At 67.9% G+C, this 19,962-nt stretch carries 17 protein-coding genes; 10 read left to right on the forward strand and 7 right to left on the reverse strand.

The window, feature by feature from the left end:
* Genes manA through LFT45_RS07125 form a run of 4 tightly spaced genes read right to left on the reverse strand, consistent with a single transcriptional unit; the run spans position 1 to position 4,667 of the window.
* Positions 1 to 1,251 carry a mannose-6-phosphate isomerase, class I gene (gene manA, locus LFT45_RS07110; protein ID WP_236807692.1) on the reverse strand — a complete coding sequence of 417 codons (1,251 nt, stop codon included), beginning with the start codon at positions 1,249 to 1,251 and terminating at the stop codon, positions 1 to 3.
* A gap of 42 nt (positions 1,252 to 1,293) precedes the next feature.
* Complete coding sequence (locus LFT45_RS07115; RefSeq protein ID WP_236807693.1) at positions 1,294 to 2,928, reverse strand: LCP family protein; 1,635 nt, start codon at positions 2,926 to 2,928, stop codon at positions 1,294 to 1,296.
* A gap of 9 nt (positions 2,929 to 2,937) precedes the next feature.
* Positions 2,938 to 3,525 (reverse strand): 5-(carboxyamino)imidazole ribonucleotide mutase, encoded by a 588-nt coding sequence (gene purE / locus LFT45_RS07120; RefSeq protein WP_236807694.1) that lies wholly within the window; start codon positions 3,523 to 3,525, stop codon positions 2,938 to 2,940.
* A complete protein-coding gene (locus tag LFT45_RS07125; protein WP_236809091.1) occupies positions 3,522 to 4,667 on the reverse strand; it encodes a 5-(carboxyamino)imidazole ribonucleotide synthase in 1,146 nt (381 codons plus the stop codon). Before LFT45_RS07125 ends, purE begins: the two co-directional genes overlap by 4 nt.
* Positions 4,668 to 4,910: 243 nt before the next feature.
* On the opposite strand from LFT45_RS07125, the gene LFT45_RS07130 reads away from it, so the two are divergent.
* Positions 4,911 to 5,477, forward strand: coding sequence for a GtrA family protein (locus tag LFT45_RS07130; RefSeq protein ID WP_236807695.1), 567 nt, complete (start codon positions 4,911 to 4,913; stop codon positions 5,475 to 5,477).
* Positions 5,478 to 5,501: 24 nt separating this feature from the next.
* Here the strand turns inward: LFT45_RS07130 and LFT45_RS07135 are convergent, their stop codons facing one another.
* Entirely contained in the window at positions 5,502 to 6,200 is a 699-nt protein-coding gene (locus LFT45_RS07135) for a TIGR03089 family protein (RefSeq protein ID WP_236807696.1), read from the reverse strand.
* Between the two features lie 350 nt (positions 6,201 to 6,550).
* Here LFT45_RS07135 and LFT45_RS07140 point away from each other — a divergent pair, with 350 nt between their 5' ends.
* Genes LFT45_RS07140 through LFT45_RS07150 form a run of 3 tightly spaced genes read left to right on the forward strand, consistent with a single transcriptional unit; the run spans position 6,551 to position 12,238 of the window.
* Positions 6,551 to 7,111 carry a WhiB family transcriptional regulator gene (locus LFT45_RS07140; protein WP_236807697.1) on the forward strand — a complete coding sequence of 187 codons (561 nt, stop codon included), beginning with the start codon at positions 6,551 to 6,553 and terminating at the stop codon, positions 7,109 to 7,111.
* A 29-nt stretch (positions 7,112 to 7,140) separates the two neighbouring features.
* Complete coding sequence (locus tag LFT45_RS07145; protein ID WP_236807698.1) at positions 7,141 to 10,488, forward strand: glycosyltransferase family 2 protein; 3,348 nt, start codon at positions 7,141 to 7,143, stop codon at positions 10,486 to 10,488.
* Positions 10,481 to 12,238, forward strand: coding sequence for a DUF5719 family protein (locus tag LFT45_RS07150; RefSeq protein ID WP_236807699.1), 1,758 nt, complete (start codon positions 10,481 to 10,483; stop codon positions 12,236 to 12,238). Before LFT45_RS07145 ends, LFT45_RS07150 begins: the two co-directional genes overlap by 8 nt.
* 52 nt (positions 12,239 to 12,290) lie before the next feature.
* Here the strand turns inward: LFT45_RS07150 and LFT45_RS07155 are convergent, their stop codons facing one another.
* The gene (locus LFT45_RS07155) at positions 12,291 to 12,803 is read right to left on the reverse strand and encodes a metallopeptidase family protein (protein WP_236807700.1); all 513 of its coding nucleotides are present in this window, start codon (positions 12,801 to 12,803) and stop codon (positions 12,291 to 12,293) included.
* Positions 12,804 to 12,925: 122 nt separating this feature from the next.
* Between LFT45_RS07155 and LFT45_RS07160 the strand changes: the two genes are divergently transcribed.
* The 4 genes from LFT45_RS07160 to LFT45_RS07175 all read left to right on the forward strand — a co-directional run bounded on the left by LFT45_RS07160 (position 12,926) and on the right by LFT45_RS07175 (position 16,594).
* Positions 12,926 to 13,309, forward strand: coding sequence for a DUF3499 domain-containing protein (locus LFT45_RS07160; protein WP_236807701.1), 384 nt, complete (start codon positions 12,926 to 12,928; stop codon positions 13,307 to 13,309).
* A gap of 92 nt (positions 13,310 to 13,401) precedes the next feature.
* The gene (locus LFT45_RS07165) at positions 13,402 to 13,641 is read left to right on the forward strand and encodes a Trm112 family protein (protein WP_236807702.1); all 240 of its coding nucleotides are present in this window, start codon (positions 13,402 to 13,404) and stop codon (positions 13,639 to 13,641) included.
* 52 nt (positions 13,642 to 13,693) lie between these two features.
* The gene (ahcY, locus tag LFT45_RS07170) at positions 13,694 to 15,175 is read left to right on the forward strand and encodes an adenosylhomocysteinase (protein WP_236807703.1); all 1,482 of its coding nucleotides are present in this window, start codon (positions 13,694 to 13,696) and stop codon (positions 15,173 to 15,175) included.
* Positions 15,176 to 15,361: 186 nt separating this feature from the next.
* The gene (locus tag LFT45_RS07175) at positions 15,362 to 16,594 is read left to right on the forward strand and encodes a L,D-transpeptidase (protein WP_236807704.1); all 1,233 of its coding nucleotides are present in this window, start codon (positions 15,362 to 15,364) and stop codon (positions 16,592 to 16,594) included.
* 39 nt (positions 16,595 to 16,633) lie between these two features.
* Here the strand turns inward: LFT45_RS07175 and LFT45_RS07180 are convergent, their stop codons facing one another.
* A complete protein-coding gene (locus LFT45_RS07180; RefSeq protein ID WP_236807705.1) occupies positions 16,634 to 17,446 on the reverse strand; it encodes an RDD family protein in 813 nt (270 codons plus the stop codon).
* A 70-nt stretch (positions 17,447 to 17,516) separates the two neighbouring features.
* On the opposite strand from LFT45_RS07180, the gene LFT45_RS07185 reads away from it, so the two are divergent.
* Both LFT45_RS07185 and LFT45_RS07190 read left to right on the forward strand, forming a co-directional pair.
* Positions 17,517 to 18,509 carry a stage II sporulation protein M gene (locus tag LFT45_RS07185; protein ID WP_236807706.1) on the forward strand — a complete coding sequence of 331 codons (993 nt, stop codon included), beginning with the start codon at positions 17,517 to 17,519 and terminating at the stop codon, positions 18,507 to 18,509.
* A 155-nt stretch (positions 18,510 to 18,664) separates the two neighbouring features.
* A complete protein-coding gene (locus LFT45_RS07190; protein ID WP_236807707.1) occupies positions 18,665 to 19,954 on the forward strand; it encodes a TIGR01906 family membrane protein in 1,290 nt (429 codons plus the stop codon).
* The last annotated feature ends 8 nt before the right edge of the window (positions 19,955 to 19,962 follow it).

Raw genomic sequence — 19,962 nt, forward strand, 5'->3', positions numbered from 1 at the left:
TCAGGCCTTCATCGAGGTGGTCACGGCGAAGGCCACGGCGTTCTCCAGGGCCCCGGACACGGGATGGACGTTGACGGGCGCGTCGGCGGCCGGCAGGAAGGCGCTCGCGCCGCGGTTCAGCTGCAGGTCGCCCTTCGGCGAGTCAAGGATCACCGTCCCGGCCACGACAATCACCACCGCGGCGCCCGACTGTGCCAGCGGAACGGGTTCGCCCTCCGGCAGCAGTTCGATCCGCTGGAGCTGGAACTCGCGGAACGGCGGGCAGTACAGTTCCTGCCCGAGCCCGGAGGTCTCCGGCCGCAGCATGGGGACGCCCACCGATTCGAAGGCGATGGTGTTCAGCAGCTCGGGAATGTCGATGAACTTGGGCGTCAGCCCGCCGCGGAGCACGTTGTCCGAGGATGCCATCACCTCGACGCCGAGGCCGTGCAGGTAGGCGTGCACGTTTCCGGCAGGCAGGTACACCGCTTCGCCCGGCTCCAGCGACAGCCGGTTCAGCAGCAGGGAGATCAGGACGCCGGGGTCGGCGGGGTACTCCCCGTGAAGGCTCAGCACCGTGGAAAGCTCCTGCTGGTAGGGCGCCATGGGCGCACCCGACGCCAGCACGTCAACCACGCGGGACGTGGCTTCCTGGACCGCCCCGCCCCCGGCGATCAGCCGTTCGAACGCGGACCTCAGCGCCGTGGCCTCGTCGGGTTGCGAGAGGTCCTCGATGACGTCCTTTAAAAGCTGCGGCACCCCGTTGCCCGGGAGCTCCAGGCATCCTGCCAGGTGGAGGAAGATGTCGCGGGACTTCTCCGGCGCACGGAAACCGCACAGCGCATCGAACGGGGTCAACGCGAAGATCATTTCCGGCTTGTGGTTGTCGTCCCGGTAATTGCGGTGCGCAGCGTCGGCCGGCACGCCGGCGGCATTCTCGCGCGCGAAACCGGCTTTCGCCTGGTCAAGGCTCGGGTGCACCTGAAGCGACAGCGGCTTGGCCGCGGCGAGGATCTTGGCCAGGAACGGCAGGCGCGGCCCGAATTCGGCCACCGACTCGGATCCCAGAAAGTGTTCCGGGTCCTCGCCGATGAGCGCGTTCAGCGGTGCCGTCGTGCCGTCCGGCCGGCTGGCCACCGACGGCGAGTCAGGGTGCGCGCCGATCCACAGCTCAGCTTCCGGTCCGCCCGACGCCGGCCGGCCGAGCAGGCCGGCGATCGCCGTCGTCGATCCCCAGGCATACGGCCGGAGGACGTTGTCGATTTCGTACAAAGCCAGGTGTCCTTCTCTCTTGCAGCAGGTGAAGCTAAAGGCTTAGAGGGCAGCGCACTGGCCGTTGGTGGCCACGAGGTCGCGGATGGCTTGCTCGTTGCCCTCGCGCTTGAACTGGTTCAGCATCTGCTCCGTGATCGGTTCCCCCTCAGGGGTGGTGGTCACCGGGGTGAAGTCCGACGACGAGGGTGACGGTGAGGGGGTGGTGGCCGGAAGGCCCGCCGCGGAGAGCCCGCTGCCCGGCACGGAACTCGGCTGCAGAACAGCGTCCTGGAGCCCGGAGTCCGCCGCTGCGGCAGGCGACGATTCGGAGCTGGCGGAAGCGAGCAGCTTCCTGACGCGGTCATGGATCTGCCCGAAGTCAGGCACCGTGGAGAAGGACGCGTCGAAGTCCGGAGGCCCGATGGTAAGCCTCTTGACGTCCGTGCCCTTGGCCTTCATGGCCAGATCCACAAAGCTGCCGAGCTGGCTGGAGGAGATGTTGGAATCAACCACCTTGGTGCCGGCGTTGGCGATGTCCTCGAACTTTGCCAGCAGGGTGGCGGGGTCCAGCTGTTTCAGCATGGCCTGCTGAACGCACTGCTGCCGCGCGATCCGGGCGTAATCGTCCACGAACTCTCGGGACCGGCCGTACCAGAGGGCGTGATATCCGTCCAGCTTCTGGTCGCCGGCCGGAATCCAGCCGTCGGGCATGCCGTGGATGCCGTTGGCCTCATCGACCATCGGCCCGCTGATGGGCACCCAGCCGCCGGCCTTGATCCTGATGCCGCCCATCGCATCGATAAGCTTCGCGAAGCCGTCCATGTCCACCAGCACATAGGCCTGCACCGTGATGCCGAGAGTGCCGGACACCGCTTCCAGCGTTGCCTGCGCTCCGGGGTCGGCAACGCCAGGGTAGAGGTCCTTGTGTTCGTTCGTGACCTCGGTGTTGATGGCGTTGATGAGGCATTCGTCGCCACAGTTGTAGCCCTCGGGATAGATCTGCCGCATGGGCGAACCCTCGCTGAACTGAGCGTTCTGCAGGTTTCGCGGCACCGAGATGATGGCGGTCTGGCCGGACTTGGCATCGACGCTGAGCACGGACAGGCTGTCCGGGCGGCGTCCGGTGCGGTCGGCACCCGCGTCGCCGCCCATCATCAGGAAGTTGTAGCGGCCGTCGACGGGGTCAATGGCCGGTCCGGCGTTGAAGATGCTGCCGATCGCATTCCGGCTGACATTGAGCAGGTAGGCGGCGTAGCCCAGCGATCCGCTGCTCACCACCATGGCCAGAACAAGCGCAATTACGACGGCGGGCCTCATCCGGGCGGGCAGCAGCACCGGCCGGATGAGCCGCAGGGTGTTCACGAACAGCACCAGCCAGCCCACCGCCAGCGCGGCAAGGACCAGGACTATGAGCAGCGAGGCCGCCGGATTGGTGATGATGTTGATCAGCAGGGTCCGGTTGGTGAACAGCAGTACCAGGGCAATGACCGCGAGCAGCCAGGCGCCCAGCGTCACGCGCAGGGCGATCCGGCCGATCTTGCGGTCCCCGGCCACGATCTGCGCGCTGCCGGGCACCAGCAGCGTGAGCAGGATCAGCAGGAACGCGCGCTTGGTCCGCACAGGTTCTGCGGCACTCGACGGGTAACGGACGGGATCCGTCAGGAGGCCCTGGGACGGCAGTTCGTTATTGGACATGGCAGATCCCTATCGGCTGCTCCGGAGAGCCACATTTGCGTCGGAGAAGACTTCGTTGACTTTCTGGCGGAGGTTGGCGCCTTTTCGGCTGGCCACGTCGTTGAGTTCCTGGGCGAAGTCCAAAAGCTCCGTGCGGAGGCGGGCGGAGAGGTCGTCGGTGCCGGAAGCCAGCATGCGGACCGCGAGCAGGCCCGCGTTCCGGGCCCCGGCGATGGAGACCGTGGCCACCGGAACCCCGGCGGGCATTTGCACGATCGAGAGCAGGGAATCCATGCCGTCCAGTGTCTTCAGCGGGACCGGAACGCCGATCACGGGCAGGGGAGTGACGGAAGCGAGCATGCCGGGAAGGTGCGCGGCACCGCCGGCGCCGGCAATGATCACACGGAGGCCGCGCTCATGGGCCGTCTGCCCGTAGCGGATCATCTCCGTGGGCATGCGGTGGGCGGAGACAACATCCGCCTCGAACGGAATGCCGAACTCGGCCAGGGCGTCAGCCGCCGCCTCCATGACGGGCCAGTCTGAATCCGAGCCCATGACGAGGCCTACGAGGGGAGAGGGGGCGCCGGTTTCCGGTGCTGCATCGGATACGGGGCTCATGGGGTCTCCTCGGTGGTGCCTGTTGCCGCGGCCGGCAGTCTGCCGTCACGGATGATGTTTGCCACGGTGGTGGCGCGCTGCCGGAGGGAGTCGACGTCCGCGGCGGACGCGCCCACCAGGTTCACGTGGCCGATCTTCCGGCCCGGCCGCACGGACTTGCCGTAGCAGTGGACCTTGGCGGCCGGTTCCGCCGCCAGTGCGGTGGGGAACGCGGAGAAGAGGTCCTGGTTGTCGCCGCCCAGGAAGTTCTTCATCACGGCAACCTGACCCAGGACGTCGGTCGCACCGAGCGGCAGGTTCAGGACAGCCCGCAGGTGCTGTTCGAACTGGCTGGTGACGGAGCCGTCCTGTGTCCAGTGTCCGGTGTTGTGGGGGCGCATCGCCAATTCGTTGATCAGGAATCCGGCGCCGGTGCCCGGCGTCTCGAACATCTCTACGGCCATGACGCCAGTGACGCCGAGTTCATTGGCGATCCGGAGGGCAGCCTCTTCGGCGGCGGCAGCCACCTCAACGGAAATGTTCTGTGCCGGTGCGATTACTTCGTCGCAGACGCCGTCCACCTGGATGGTGTGGACCACGGGCCAGGCACGGGACGCCCCGTCGGGGGTGCGGGCCACGAGCGCAGAGAGCTCGCGGCTGAACTCCACCTTGGCCTCGGCGAGGAGCGGGCTCATGGCCTCGAACCAGTCGGCGGTTTCCGCGGCTTCCTCCGGGGAGCCGACGATGCGCACGCCCTTTCCGTCGTAGCCGCCGCGCGGGGTCTTGAGCACCACGGGCCAGCCGATCCGGTCCCCGAAGCTGACCAGGCCGGCGACGTCGTCCACTGCGGCCCACTCGGGGTTGGGCAGTTCGAGGCGGTCGATGGCCGCGCGCATGACCAGCTTGTCCTGGGCGTTGACCAGCGCGTCCGGGCCGGGCTGGACGTTCACTCCGGCTTCGATCAGGGCATAGAGGTGATCGCCCGGAACGTGTTCGTGGTCAAAGGTCATCACGTCCAGGCCCTTGGAGAACTCCATCAGGGCCGCGAGGTCCTTGTAGTCGCCCACGGGGGCATTGGGGACAGCGGAGACCGCGGATACGTCTTCGCCCTCAGCCAAAACACGGAGTTCAAAGCCCAGGGCAGTGGCGGCAGGGGCCATCATGCGCGCAAGCTGGCCGCCGCCAACCACGCCGATTACTGGAAAAGTCACATCTTCCAGCCTACAGAAAAGGAGCGCGGTTGCCGTCTTTCATGGCTGTGAAGGTCCCGGAGTCGCCCGATTTTGGTGGCGCAGCTGCTGATAGGACCGTCCAGCGCGGGGCGCTTTGAGGTTACTCCCGGCAAACGGCGCTAAAATGGGAGCTTGGCCCATCGGCCCCCACTATTCAGACGGCCACGGAGGGTCATGATTAACACACTTGCAGAGCGCATCCGGGGACTCGCCTCGCTTTTCTGGCGCGAGGTGGCGAAGTTCGGTGCCGTGGGCGGTGTGGCGTTTGTCATTGACAACGGCCTGACTTACTACCTGATGCACGGGCCCATGACGGACAGCGAGGCCAAGGCCCGTTTTGTGGGTGCCACCGTCGCCACCGTGTTTTCCTGGATCGCCAACCGTCTCTGGACGTTCCGGCACCGCCGCCAGGCCAACGTCCTGCGTGAATTCCTGATGTTCATCCTCATCAATGGCATCGGCATCGGCATCTCCACCGGGTTCACGGCCCTGGCGAAGTACTCGCTGGGCGTCACGGACAAGAACATGCTCTTCGCCGCGGGCGTGGTGGGCATTCTGGTCGCCACGGTGGTCCGCTTCTTTGCCTACCGGTTCCTCGTGTTCAACCAGGAACTGGACCAGGAGCCGGAGTTCTCGCACGACCACGAGATCATCGAGGTCCACCACCACTCCGCCCAGCCGGCGGAGCGCGTCATGGAACCGGGCGTGGACGAACCCGAGCGGCCCGTCCGGCCAAGCTAGTTCCAGCAGCCAGATCCAGCCAGCTCAGTCGCCGTGGATCCGCTCGGCAGCCAGAAGCTTGTCCGTCAGCTCCACGTCGCCGTGGACCAGGACCACCGAGCCGTCGTTCTTCCACGCGCCCAGCGCGTTGGCCAGGGCAGCCTCGAGTCCGTCGGCGGCGCGCACCAGTAGCCGCGCGCTCGGCTCGTGTCCCGCAGCAAACTCCGCCAGGAGGGCTTCATGCCGGACGGCTGCACCTTCCGAGTTCCGGACCGCGGGAGATACGGGGTCGGGGTCGTTGTGGGCCATGAACACGTCACCGTGGGACCGGACCTCAGCGGCATAGTCGAGCACTCCGGCAGGCAAGTCGCCGGGCCACCGCATCGCCAGGGCCGGCAGCGGAACGGCGATGACGGCGTCGAACCCATCCCCGGTGGCGTCCGGTTCGGACGTGGCGAGCAGATCCGCATCACCGGATCCGAGCACCACCTCCATGCCCAGCTGCCAGGCGGCGAGGGCCCAGATCATGGATTTCCAGTGCGCGGGAAGGTCCAGCCGCAGCCGCATTCCGGGCTCGGCGTCGAGTTCGTCCTGAAGCAGGTTGCTGGTCTTTGCGACCCAGTTGTCCAGCACGCGCCCGGAGAGTTCCACGCGCTCCGCGTCGGGCCCGTACCAGGTCAAGCGCGGGGAAGTGGAGTGGCCCGAGCGCAGGGCCGTCATCAGATCAGTGGCCGGGATGTTCATGGCTTCATCTTGCCACGGCTTCGTACGTGATCTCCGGCACAACAGTTTGTAACGTCGTTTGCCTTAAGGCTCCGGCTCACGGCACAATTGCCGGAATCGTGCGCGCGCCCAGCGGGATAGTAAGGTTACTGTCAAATTCCGCACGGGCGCCGGGTGGCATGGGCAAAAAATTCCCGGGCGTGGCGCGCCTGCCGATTGGCCCGGACATTGATTATTATTCCGTCGCGGCTTGACTCGCCCTACTTACACGCGTGTAATTAGATATCGAAAAGCCGCGGCGAACTCTAAGGGACACCACGTTGTGTCCCTGAACGTCGGGCCGGGGGCCGCACTACTCAGGAGGGGACGCCATGGGGCAAGCGGAGCGTATGCATGATGATGCTCTTGTGGCCGGCCAGGCCACAGCAAAGTACAGGTCTCGGGGGGTACCCAGTGACTGGTATGTAGATCCAGCTGATCCGGACGCCGCAGAGCGGTACAACCTGGACACGTCTGCCTCTTTGCAGGACCAGGCCACAGCTTTCCTGGCCCAGCACGACGCCCTCCAGAACCAGTCGCTGCTGGCCGGACAGCCGGAGCAGGACGACGACGAACTCGATCCGCCCATGGAGATCCGCAACCCGGCATCCTCCACGCTGGCGCAGCCGGTGTGGATCGGCTTGCCGCTGGGCCAGGACTTCGACGACGAAGGCGAGCTCGGGTGGCAGACTGATGCTCTGTGCGCCCAGACCGATCCGGAGGCTTTCTTCCCGGAAAAAGGCGGTTCCACACGGGACGCCAAGAAAGTCTGCGGAGCGTGCAGCGTGCGGTCACAGTGCCTCGAGTATGCCCTGGCCAATGATGAACGATTCGGGATTTGGGGTGGCCTCTCCGAGCGTGAGCGCCGACGGCTGAGGAAGCGAGCAGTCTAATTCTTCAGGAAGTACACGTCACTGCCGTTGTGGTCGCCCACAACGGCAGTGATTATCTGCCCAGGACACTATCAGCGCTGGCCGCACAGACCCGGCCCGCGGACACCGTGATCGGGGTGGACACCGGCTCACAGGACAATTCGGCTGCCCACCTGCAGCGCGCCATCGGCGATGCCAATGTCATCACCGTCAATGGCGGCAAGGCAGGGATGGGTGCAGCAGTGCGGGCCGGCCTCGCCGCCCTGGCTCCATGGAGCCTGAAGGGCACGCGGGACCGGTCCGAGTGGATCTGGCTGCTGCACGACGACGCTGCACCTGCCCCCGAAGCGCTGGCCGAACTGCTGCATGCAGTGGAGCGCGCCCCGTCCGTTACAGTCGCGGGCTGCAAGCAGTTGGACTGGAACGCCAGGCGGCGCCTGATCGACGTCGGGCTTTCCACCAGCCGCTGGGCCGAGCGGCTCACGCTCATCGAGGCGGACGAACTGGACCAGGGCCAATACGACGGCCGTTCCGACACCTTCGCGGTCAACTCGGCCGGCATGCTGGTCCGGCGCGACATCTGGGAGCACCTCAAAGGGTTTGACCCTGCTCTCCCCGGCACGGGCGACGACGTCGACTTCTGCTGGCGGAACCGGCTGGCCGGCCACCGGGTGGTGGTGGTTCCCAGCGCGAGGATGTTCCATGTGTCCCAGCGGCCGCATGCCCTTGGTACGGCATCGGCGGCGCGACGGGCGCAGGTGCACCTGCGGCTCAAGCACGCCCCGCTGTGGGCGCTGCCGCTGCACGCCGTCGGCGCCCTGTTCGGGAGCCTGCTTCGGCTGATCTTCAGCATCGCGGTGAAGGATCCCGGATACGGTTTCTCGCAGCTCCTGGCAACAGCCGCAGCCCTGGCCCGGCCTGCCGCCCTCGCCCGGGGGCGGCGCAACGCTGCCCGCACCCGCCGTGTCCGCCGCTCCGTGGTCAAAGCGCTGCAGACCGAAAGGCGCGAAGTGTGGGGCCACCGGCGCTCCCTGATGGAGGCACTGGGCGCAGACGACGCCCGTGCCTCCGAGGACAGCAATGATCCGCTGGAGGAACAGCCCAGCGGCGACTCGACGGACGACTTCGCAGCCCTGTCGACGAACGAGCGGGGCTGGGTGGGCAACGGTGCCGTCGCGGCGGTGATCCTCGCCACCGTGGCGTCCTTCGCCGGCCTTGCCGCGCTTTTCCAGGCCGATGCTGCCGCCGGAGGCGCGCTCCTGCCCGTCTCTGCCCGGCTGGAGGACATCTGGCACCACGCCTCCACCTGGTGGATCGGACTGGGCGCCGGACTTCCGGGGCACGGCGACCCCTTCGGCTATGTCCTCTGGATCCTCGGCCTGCTGGGCGGAGGCAACGCGAACGGCGCCGTTATCTGGCTGCTGCTGCTGGCCATGCCGCTCTCCGGCCTGGCTGCCTGGTTCGCCTCCGGCGCCCTGACCTCCTACCGCCGGTTCCGGCTGGCGGCTGCGCTGGTCTGGGCAGCGGCGCCCGCCCTGCAGGTCGCTGTCAACCAGGGGCGCGTCGGTGCTCTGCTGGTGCACGTCATGATGCCGCTGCTGGTTCTGGCGCTGCTGCGGGCCACCGGTTCCGCCCTCGGACGCGGCCGGTTCGCCCCCGTTCCGGCCGGCAGCCTGGCGGACCAGCCGCCGGCCAAGCCCGGAGTCAACGGCACGCCGTCGTGGACGGCAGCCGCAGCCGCCGGGCTGGCACTGGCGGTCATCACCGCCGCTGCGCCGTCGCTCCTGCTGCCGGCCGCCGTCGTGATCATTGCCCTTAGCCTGCTGCTGGGCAAGCGCGGCCGCACGCTCTGGTGGGCTCTGCTGCCGAGCGCAGCGCTGTTTGTTCCGTTTGCGCTGTCCACCCTTGACCGGCCCCGTGCCCTGCTGGCCGACCCCGGACTGCCGCTGCCCTTTGAGGCCGCTGCGGTATGGCAGCAGATCCTGGGCCAGCCGCTCGGCTTCGACCCGGCCGGCGGTCTTTCCGGGCTGGCGCTCTTTTCCGGCGGCTCCGTCCCCTGGGCTCTGCTGCTGGCCCTCCTGATCGGAGCCCCGCTCCTGGCGCTGGCCGTTGCCGCGCTCTTTGTTCCGCTCCGGATCCACCCGGACCGCCGCGGCCGTGTGGCCAGGGCCCTCTGGGTCGCGGCGCTGGTGGTGCTGGCCGGCGGATGGCTGGCAGGCCATGTCGCCACCGCCGCGGGCCCACAGGCCCTCGTGGTGCCGTTCACCGGTCCGGCAGTCTCCGCGGCCGTGTTCGGGCTGCTTGGAGCGGCCATCATCGGCGGCGACGGCCTCCTGGCCCTTGCCGGTTCCCGATCAGACAACCTGTCCCGGAGCGGGGGAGCGCGGTCCGCCGCCGTGGCCCGCGGTGCCGCGGCGCTGGCGCTGGTGCTCCTGCTCGCCGGACCGCTGGCCGGGCTGGCGGCCTGGGCGGTGCAGAATGTTGTGCAGCCGGCCGACGCAGCGATGCACGCTGACACCGCAGACCTCGGGGTGCCCAGGCTCGTGGGTCCCACAGACCCGCGGATGCTGCCCGCCACCGCTGTGGACCGCGGCGAGGGACCGGAGCAGACCCGGACGCTGCTGATCAGCACCGGCGAGGACGGAACATACAGCGCCTCCCTTATGCACGGAGGCGGCACCACGCTGGACAGCCTCTCAACCATCGCGGCCGCCCGGGACATCCTGGGCAACCCCGGACACGAGTCGGTCCGCGATGACGACGAGGTCACCGCGGCGCTGCGCACCAGCGTGGCCACCCTGGTGGCTGCCCGCGGTGTCGACCCCCGGCCCGAACTGGAGCGTCTCGGCGTCGGATTCGTCGTCCTGGGCGCCGCTGACACTGCGGCGCAGCTGACCGCCAGCCGAATGGACGCGGTCCCCGGGCTGACAGCCGTGGGTCCCACGGACTCGGGCTGGCTCTGGCGCGTGACACCGCTGAATGACGCCGTCCTGCAGCCCGCCGATGTCGCCCACCGTGTACGCATTGTGGACGGCAAGGGAGCCACGATCGGGCTGGTCCGCTCGGACCTGACCGGAGCCCAGGCCTCGGTGCCCAAGGGCCCTGAAGGCCGGCTGCTGGTGCTCGCCGAGCGGGCAGATCCCGGCTGGACCGCCTGGCTTGACGGCCGGAAACTGACCTCCACCACCTCCGGCTGGTCGCAGGCCTTCACGCTTCCTCCGCAGGCCGGCCAGGTGACAGTCCGCTATGAAAGCCCCTGGGCGCTTTGGTCCGGCATCCTCCAGGCCGCCGTCATCGGCCTGACGGTCCTGCTGGCGCTCCCGATGCCGGCGCGGCGCCCCAACACGGGCCTGTCCAGGGACGAAGGCTCCCTGCGTAAGGAATACCAGAATGCATGAGGAAGAGAACGACGGCGGGACGCCGGCGAAGCGGGGCAGCGGACCGGTAGCCGGGGCTACTGGGGGCACCGTTCCGCGGACCCGCGCTCCGCGAAGCACCGCTCGGGGAAGTAAAGCTTCCGGAGCCAGCGCTTCAGGAACCCGCGCTTCAGAAACCAGGTCCAGCGGTGCCAGCCGCATCGCCGGCCGCCGCGGCATCGTGGCCGGAGTGCTCTCCGGTGTGGCCATCCTCGCCGCCGGCGGAGGCCTTGTTGCGGCAACCGCCCTGGCGCCGCAGCCGTCGGCAGCCAGGCCGCTGGAGGCTCCGGAAGCGGCTGTGCCGGCGGGAAGCGTCCAGGACGTCTGCCCGGCTCCGGCGCGGCTCCTCGAAGGAACGCCGGTCGGGACCGACCCCCAGTTCAGCCCCGAATCCGCCACGGCCAGGAGCGCCGTTTCCGCAGCGGTGGTCAGTTCGGCGGGCGGCAGCCTTCCCGGCAGCGCGCTGTCCGCCCTGAAGGGGTCCGAGCTGAGGCGGATCGCCAAGGCGCCCGGCTCGGCGACGGCACCAGCGGGCTCGTCCGGAGTCCTCGCCGGGGTTGTGGAAGGGGAAGCCGTGGACGACGTCAGCGTGCTGTCCGCGGATGCGCTGGCCAACCGGCAGCCGGCGGCGGGAGCCCTCATGGCCTACACGGCAACCGACGGGGACCTGCAGGGGTCGGCGGCAGCCGCCTGCCAGACGCCCTCGAACGACCTCTGGCTCGGCGGCGCCAACACCGCGGTGGGCCGCAGCAGCGTCCTCAACCTCACCAATGCCTCCACCAACCCTGCAACGGTGAACCTCGAGCTTTACGGGAAGACCGGCCAGATCAAGGCCTCCGGCAGCCGCGGCCTGCTGGTGGGGCCGAAGTCGACGCGCTCCATCATCCTGGCTGGCCTAGCTCCCGGGGAGGAACGGCTGAGTGTTCACGTCCGGAGCACGGGTGGGCCCGTCAGCGCCTTCATCCAGCAGAGCGTGCTGCGCGGGCTGACCTCCGGCGGCGTGGATTTCATTGCGCCGGGGACTTCCGCGGGTCCGTCCCAGGTGATGACAGGGATTGACATCCAGGACGCCGGGGACGTGAAGTCACTGACCGGCGGATCCGGATTTGAGGACGCCGGACCGTCGCTGCAGATCACTGTTCCCGGCCCGTCGGACGCCGTGGTGGAGGTGAAGCTTTTTGGCCGCGCGGGCCAGCAGGCCCTCCCGGGAGGAGGCGTTGTCACGGCCAAGGCAGGCACCGTTACCGAGGTCCCCCTCTCCGGCGTTCCGGCCGGCCATTACACCGTTTCGGCAACATCGGACGTCAGCATCGTGGCGGCCGCGCGGGTGAGCCGGGGGCTCAAGGCCAGCCAGAGCCTGGACTTCGCGTGGTCCCCCGCCACGGCCCAGCTGGGCAGCCAGCACGTGGTCCCTCTTCCCCAGGGCGGGGAGCGGCTGCTGGTCTTCGGAGCCCTGGATGGCAGGGCCACCATTTCCTATACCCCCATTACAGCGGACGGGAAACTCCGCACGGCAGCTACCGCGGACATCGCCGCCGGGACCACCACCACCCTTAAGGCAGCCGGGCGGATCGGGGACTCCGCCGTCGTCGGCTATCTGGTGTCCGCCTCTGGCGGAGCCGCGTACGGCACGGTGCTGCTGGAACGGGAAGGCCGGAACGATGTCTCCACCGTGGCCATCGCCCCCGGCGCAGAAGGACAGGAAAAAGTGCCGGTGACGCTGGGCTACTAGCGCGGTCTCGCCGCCGGGGGCCGGAGCCGGCCGCAGGTGGGTGGTGCCAGGCCTAGTAGCGGCGGCGGTAGACCGGATCCAGTGTCTCCGGGGCGACGCCCAGCATTTCGGCGGTGTGCTCCACCACCACATCATGTACCAGATCCTGGAGTTCCTCCTTGACGGGGCAGGCCTGCTCAACCACGCGGCGGTACAGCGTGATGGTCGGGCCCTCGTCGTCGGTGGCGGGGGTGTAGCAGCCCAAGGGAGCGGGCAGGCCGTCTGCCAGCAGCTGTTCCAGGTTAGGCGGGATCTCGTCGACGGCGAACCGGACGCCGTCGAGCGGCTTGCCCCAGATGTCATGAAGCCGCTGGGCGGAGTCCATGACGAGTTCGTCAAACCGGTCCGAGCGGCTCCGGTAGCCAGGGAGTGTGGGCAGCAACAGTTCGCCCCGGAGGCCGCGGCCGTGCCGGTTGCGCCGGCGTTGGGTAAAGCTCCGGCCAGCGGGAGCACCGTCGGCGTCCCGGGGCGCTTCCGGGTCAGCCAACCGGACCGTGAAACCCGAAGAATGGTGCGATGACTGCATATACAGACTTTAGACCCGCCGAATGATTTGTGCGACATAACCGGACCGGAGCGGCGCTGCCGTGGCGCGGGCCGTTCGTCAATGTCGGGAAATCTGCCTGAGGCGGAGTATTCTGTGTTTTCGTGGGTGCAATACGTCAGTGTTCCAGGTCAGCCTGCCGCCAGTCTGCGGTGGCAACTTTGACGTACGTCTATGCGGACTCCACCGCCGTCCTCGGCCCGCTGGCAACCTATGCCGAGCCGCACTGCTACGACCTTTGCGAGCAGCACGCCAATTCGCTCACCGTCCCGCGCGGCTGGGAAGTGCTCCGCCTCGCCATGCCCTCGCAGCCGCCCCAGCCCGGTCCGGACGACCTCCTCGCCCTGGCAGACGCCGTCCGTGAGGCTGCGTCCCGCCCTGCGTCCCCGGCCCCGGGGCAGCGCGCCGTCCACTCGGCGCTCGAAGCGCCCGCCGCAACCGAAGGCACCCGCCGCGGCCACCTGCGCGTCCTGCGCGAACCGTCCTAGGCTGCACCGACCGTCCTCATACCGAACTGGCGGTAGGCTGGAAGCTGAAATCCGTCAGCCACAGCGCTTGTGCCCAGCAGGGAGCATCCACCATGCCAAAGATCAGTCCTGAACTGTTGTCCGTTCTGCGTTGCCCGGTCACCGGATCGGCTCTGACCCAGGAGGGCGAGGAACTCGTCTCAACGGCGGCGGCGGAGAGCGGCGAACGGCTTCGGTACGCCATCGAAGACGGCATCCCGCTGCTGCTTCCCCCGGAGCTCCGCGCCGCATCCACGGCCGCCCGGTCAGACCAGCACGACGCCGGCCCGGCAGCGGCCGCCCCCACCGCCTAACACCCAGCCAGCACAGCAGAAGGCTAGACGCCGGATACAGCAAAGGATTCCCATGACGTTCGATTACAAGGTTGCCGACATTTCCCTGGCCGAGGCCGGGCGCCACCAGATCCGCCTCGCCGAGCACGAGATGCCGGGGCTCATGTCGCTGCGCCGGGAATTCGGACCCACCCAGCCCCTCAAGGGTGCCAGGATCGCAGGGTCGCTGCACATGACCGTGCAGACCGCAGTGCTCATCGAGACCCTCACGGCACTCGGCGCCGAGGTCCGCTGGGCCTCCTGCAACATCTTCTCCACCCAAGATGAGGCCGCGGCCGCCGTCGTCGTGGGTACCGGCACAGTGGAGGACCCGCGGGGCGTTCCCGTGTTTGCCTGGAAGGGCGAAACGCTGGAGGAATACTGGTGGACCGCCGAGCAGATCCTCACCTGGCCCGGTGCTGACACGAACCCTGAGCTGGGCCCGAACATGATTCTCGACGACGGCGGCGATGCCACGCTGCTGCTGCACCGCGGCGTGGAGTTTGAGGCGGCCGGCGCCGTTCCGGCCGCCGCCGCCAACGACCCCGAAGAATATGGGATCGTCCTTGACGTCCTGCGCCGGACGCTGGCCGAGGACCCGAAGAAGTGGACCCGGCTCGCCGCCGGCATCCACGGCGTCAGCGAGGAAACCACCACGGGCGTGCACCGCCTCTACCAGCTGGCCGAACAGGGCAAGCTGCTCTTCCCGGCCATCAACGTCAACGACTCCGTGACGAAGAGCAAGTTCGACAACAAGTACGGCATCCGCCATTCCCTGCCGGACGGCCTCAACCGGGCCACCGATGTCCTCATGGGCGGTAAGGTCGCCGTCGTCTGTGGTTACGGCGACGTCGGCAAGGGTGCCGCCGAGGCGCTCCGTGGCCAGGGCGCGCGCGTGATCGTCACCGAAATCGATCCCATCTGCGCGCTGCAGGCAGCCATGGACGGGTACCAGGTGGCCAGGCTGGAAAGCGTGCTGGACCAGGGCGACATCTTCATCACCACCACGGGCAACAAGGACGTCATTATGGCCGAGCACATGGCCGGCATGAAGAACAAGGCCATCGTGGGCAACATCGGGCACTTCGACAACGAAATCGACATGGCAGGCCTCGCGCGGATCCCCGGCATCCGGAAAATCGAGATCAAGCCCCAGGTCCACGAATGGGTCTTCGGCGGCGACGCGGCGGACGCCACCCGGTCCATCATCGTCCTGTCCGAAGGGCGCCTGCTGAACCTGGGGAACGCCACCGGCCACCCGTCGTTCGTCATGAGCAACTCCTTCGCCAACCAGACCATCGCCCAGATCGAACTGTTCACCAAGAAGGACCAGCCCGAAGGCGAGCGGGAATACGAAAACCAGGTCTACGTGCTGCCCAAGATCCTGGACGAGAAGGTGGCGCGGCTGCACCTCGGTGCCCTGGGTGTTGAGCTCACCGAGCTGTCCAAGGACCAGGCCGAGTACCTGGACGTGGACGTGGCCGGCCCGTTCAAGCCGGAGCACTACCGCTACTAAAAGTGGCCCGCCACGGCGCACCGCAGTGCGCCGTGGCGGCGGCTGCATGTCATGGCTACCCGGCGCGCCGTCGGTCTCCGCGCCAGGGGCAGCGCCGCCGTGCGATAAAATCGACTGGTCAGCGTTGCCGCTGGGCACACGGACGGATGCCGATCGGCAGCCCGGTGGGACACGGAGAAACCAGTCATGACGGAAAAGAACAACCGCAAAACCGGCAAGATCATCGCCATTGCCGCCATTTGCGCTGCGGTTGCTGCCGGCGGAATCGGTGTCGCCACCGCTCCTGGCTGGGCCAAGCCTGCGCCCCAATCCGAGGCCTCCAGCCCCGTCCGTAACGAGCCGGGCCTGGCTACCCCCGTGGTCAAGGCGGTGGAGCTGGGTGTGACACCGCTCGATGGCGCCAAGGGCGTAAATCCGGCGGTGGCGCCCTCCGTCAAGGCGGTCAACGGCCGCGTCCAGGACGTTGTGCTGGTGCCGGCAGCCGGGGGAGAGGCCGTCAAGGGCACTGTCAGCGCCGACGGCAGCACATGGACAGCGGTGGACCCGCTGCTCTTCAACACGCCCTACAACTACAGCTACACCATCGTGGATGAGGCGGGCCGGGAAACCAAGAAGGCCCAGACGTTCACCACCGTGGAGCCCGCCAATGAGGCGGACGCCGCCGTGTATCCGGAGAACGGCTCCACGGTCGGCGCAGGGCAGCCTATCGACATCGTGTTCAGCGAACCTGTCACCAACAAGGCGGCGGTTGAAAAGGCTGTCAAGATCACCGTCTCCTCCAAGCAGCCCGTCGCCTGGCACTGGTACTCGGACCAGAAGGTGCGCATCCGCCCGGAGAAGTTCTGGGCATCCAACAGCCAGGTCACCGTGGACATGAAGCTGTTCGGTGTGGAGTTCGGCAACGGCATGATCGGCAACTTCGACGCCAAGGTGCAGTTCAAGGTGGGGCAGCAGCGCCTGGCAGTGGTGGACGACAACACCAAAACCATGAAGGTCTACTTCGACGGCAAGCTGGTCAGGACCGCACCCGTCACCCTGGGCGGCTCCGACTGGCTTTCCCCGTCCGGCTACGCCGTGATCATGGAGCAGGAACGGAATTCCAAGTTCAACGCAGGCAGCATCGGCCTGAAGCCCGGCGACAAGGGGTATTACCCGCCGCTGACCGTGGAGTACGCCAACAGGCTCACGTCCTCCGGCGTCTACGTCCATCAGGCGCTCGAATCGGCATGGGGCTACGTGGGCGTATCCAACGTCTCCCACGGCTGTGTCGGGCTGCTGCCCGTGGACGCAGCCTGGTTCTTCAACAACATGAAGTCCGGCGACGTCGTCCAGGTCCTGAACACGGGCGCCGCGCCGGTGGAGCCGCTCGAGGGCTACGGCGACTGGAACATTCCCTGGGCCCAATACGCCAAACGGTAGGGCCCAGTACGCCAGGCGCCCAGGCCAGTAGGCCCAACGCTAGCTGTCCCTGGACACCGTGAACGGCAGCCGGTGCAGCCGTTCGCCGATCCTGTTGCTTTCCGTGCGTGCCGCGCCCAACCGGCGGAGTTCGCGGATGCGGCGTTCGGCCAGGACCGCCGCAAGGTAGTCGTCGGGAGTGGTCCCCGGCGGCGGTGACGGTGCCACGAAGCCGGACATTTCGGTGGCGAGGGCTGCGGCCATGCCGCTGCGCGACAGCGGCGACATCCGCGGTGCCTGGCGCATGAATTGCGCGGCACGCCGTCCCAGGGCGTCCGGAATCCGGCCGATGTCCGCGGCTTCAGCCCAGGCGGCCAGGTGCCGCGGAGTGACGGGGATGATTGAGGGTTCCACCGGTACCCGGCGCCGCAGCGAGTAGGTGCCCGCCACAATGTCGCCCAGCCGGCGGGACCTGCCGTCGAAGAGGGCGACGGCGATGGCAACACCGCCGAAGGTCAGGTAGATCTCCAGGAACCCAATCAGCGCCCTGATGACCGCGTGGCGGAAACGGATGGCCCCGCCGTCGTCACGCACTATCCTCAGCCCGGCCGCCAGTTTCCCGAGCGACAGGCCCCGGGTCAGGGTCTCCACCGTTGCCGGGAGGATGACGAAGCACAGCACCACGCTGACCAGAGTGAGTGCCCCGGCTGCCGCCTCGTCGAGTTCATCCAGGGCGGCGCCCATGGCCATGAGTATTGCTGTCAGCAGCGCGGAATTCACCACGACGTCGAGCAACAGGCCGAGGGCGCGGGCAGCGAAGGACGCCGGACGGAGTTCAAGGACGACTGCCTCGCCTGTGATGAGTGGACTCAATTCCTGCCCCGTATGTCGTTCCGGCCACCGGTCGCCTAAAGTCTAGTTCGCCGCAGGCTAGGGTAGGAGCGTGGACATGGACGCCTTCTCCGCCGTCAACTCTGACACGTGGTCGCGGCTGCATCACCTTGCGCACCAGCGGCGTCTGAGCGGTGCCGACGCCGACGAGCTGCTGCGCCTGTACCAGGTGACCTCCGCCCATCTCTCCCTGCTGCGTTCCACCGGGCCGGAAAGCGGCCTGTCCGCATCCCTCTCTGCCACTTTGGCGCAGGCGCGTACCCGTTTCACCGGGGCACGGTCCAACTTCATGGAGGACCTGGCCCAGTTCTTCGTGCTGGCGCTCCCGGCCGCGTTGTACCGGATCCGCTGGCTGACCCTGGCCTGTGGCGCCGCGTTCTGCCTCGTAGGCTTCGCCTTCGCCCTGTGGATTGGGACTTCCCCCGAAGCCCTGCGTGCCGTTGCCACGGAAAGGGAAGTCCAGCGGTACGTGGAGCAGGACTTTATTGACTACTACTCGGAGAACCCGGCGGCGTCCTTTGCCGGGGCCGTCTGGACCAACAACGCCTGGATCAGTGCCCAGGCGGTGGCCCTGGGCATCACCGGTTTCTGGGTGCCCATGATCCTGTTCGCCAACGCCCAAGGGGTGGGGGTGGCCGCCGGGATGTTCGCCGCGGTGGGAAAAACGGACGTGTTCTTCAGTTACATCCTGCCGCACGGGCTGATGGAGCTGACAGCAGTTTTCGTGGCCTGCGCGGCCGGGCTGAGAATCTTTTGGGCCATGGTGTCACCGGGCACCCGGACCAGGTCTCGCGCCGTCGCAGCAGAGGGCAGGTCCATGATCACGGTGGCGCTTGGCCTGGTTTTGGTGCTGTTTGTTTCAGGCCTCGTGGAGGGTTTCGTTACGCCCAGCACTTTGCCCGTGTGGGCGAAAATCAGTATCGGCGCGGGGGTACTGGCGGCATACTGGTGGTATGTGCTGGTCTGCGGAGGACGGGCTTACCGCGCCGGCGCGCGCGGCGACCTGGGCAGCCAGGACGCCGGCTATACAGAACTTGCAGCCTGATTATTACCGCCGGCTGATTATTCCTGCCGTGGCGGGGTGGCACATCGCGGTGCCGGAGCGGCTGACGGTAGGCTCTTGGGGAGATACAAAGCGCTGCCCGGCCCCGGTATTCCCGGTGGCCTCGGAGCGTGGACGCCTACGGAAGTGAAGCTGCAGTGAAAGACAATACTCCGACCCCGTCCGGACGACTTGATCCGCGGCTGGATCCGGCGGCAAACCCTGCGCTGGATCCCGCGGAGGACACCGACGAGCCGGCGTTTGACTGGATGAAGCCCGCGCCTGCAGCCCGCGCCGCCGAGGAGGAGGGCGCGGCCGGTCCTGCCGCGTCCCAGCCGGAAAGCCGTGCCGACCGCAAGGCGGCGGAGGCGGCCGCCGCCGAGGGGGCCGGGTCAGACCCCGCGCCGGCAGGCCGGGACGCTGCGGCGGGCCGGGACGCTGCGACAGACCGGGACGCTGCGACAGACCGGACCACGAAGTTCCGCCAGCCGTCTCCGGCCGGTTCCTCCGCCATGGGCACCCGCTTCAGTGAACCAAAGCCCTTCAGTGAACCACGGCCTTTTAGTGAACCATTGCCCACCTCCGCCCTGCAGGTACGCCCTCCGCAGGAGGAAGTGGAGCGCCGCAACGCCGAGCGCGAGCAGGCAGCCAGGGCCAAACCCGTGCTGCCCCGGTTCCTCCAGGTCTTGCTGGCCATCTTCTATCCCGTCATCCTCCTGGTCCTGGCCGTGCGCGCCGTGACCAGCCCGCTTTTCCTCTGGGTGGAGTACCACCGGCCCGGTTTCCCCGGGGACGGCTACGGCTTCAATGCGGACGACCGCATGACGTACGGTTCCTACGCCGTGGACTACCTGAGCAACTGGTCCGGTCCGCGCTACCTTGGCGAACTGGTCAACCGCAGCGGCGAAAAGCTGTTCAAGGACGGCGAGGTCAGCCACATGGCCGACGTGAAGCTCGTCTTCCTGTCCGCGTTCGGAGGCGGGGCTCTGCTGATCCTGATCAGCATCATCGCCATCATCCACCTGCGGCGGCGCACGCCCGGCGGAGTGCGCCGGGGGCTGTTCGCCGGCTCCATTGTGACGCTGGTGCTCATCATCGGACTGGGCACCCTTGCCGCCCTGGGGTGGCAGCAGTTCTTCACCGAGTTCCACCGCATCTTCTTCGCCGCCGGCTCCTGGACGTTCGCGCTGGAGGACACGCTCATCCGGCTCTTCCCCGGGCAGTTCTGGATCGACGCGGGCCTGGTCATTGCTGCGCTCGTCCTGATCACAGCGGTGGTGACGCTGATCCTGACCTGGCCCACCCGCAGGCGCCGTGGACTGGCCCCGGCCAGGAAGGGCCGCAAGGGCGCCGATGGTGAGGGCGACGCAGAGGGCAGCGACGTGAAGGACGACTCCGGGACCGATGAGGCCCCGCGGACAGGCAGCGTCCGTCCCGTGAACCTGTAGCGGCGTTT

It is taken from the genome of Arthrobacter sp. FW305-BF8, assembly GCF_021789315.1.
In the GTDB taxonomy this organism is placed as follows: Bacteria; Actinomycetota; Actinomycetes; order Actinomycetales; family Micrococcaceae; genus Arthrobacter.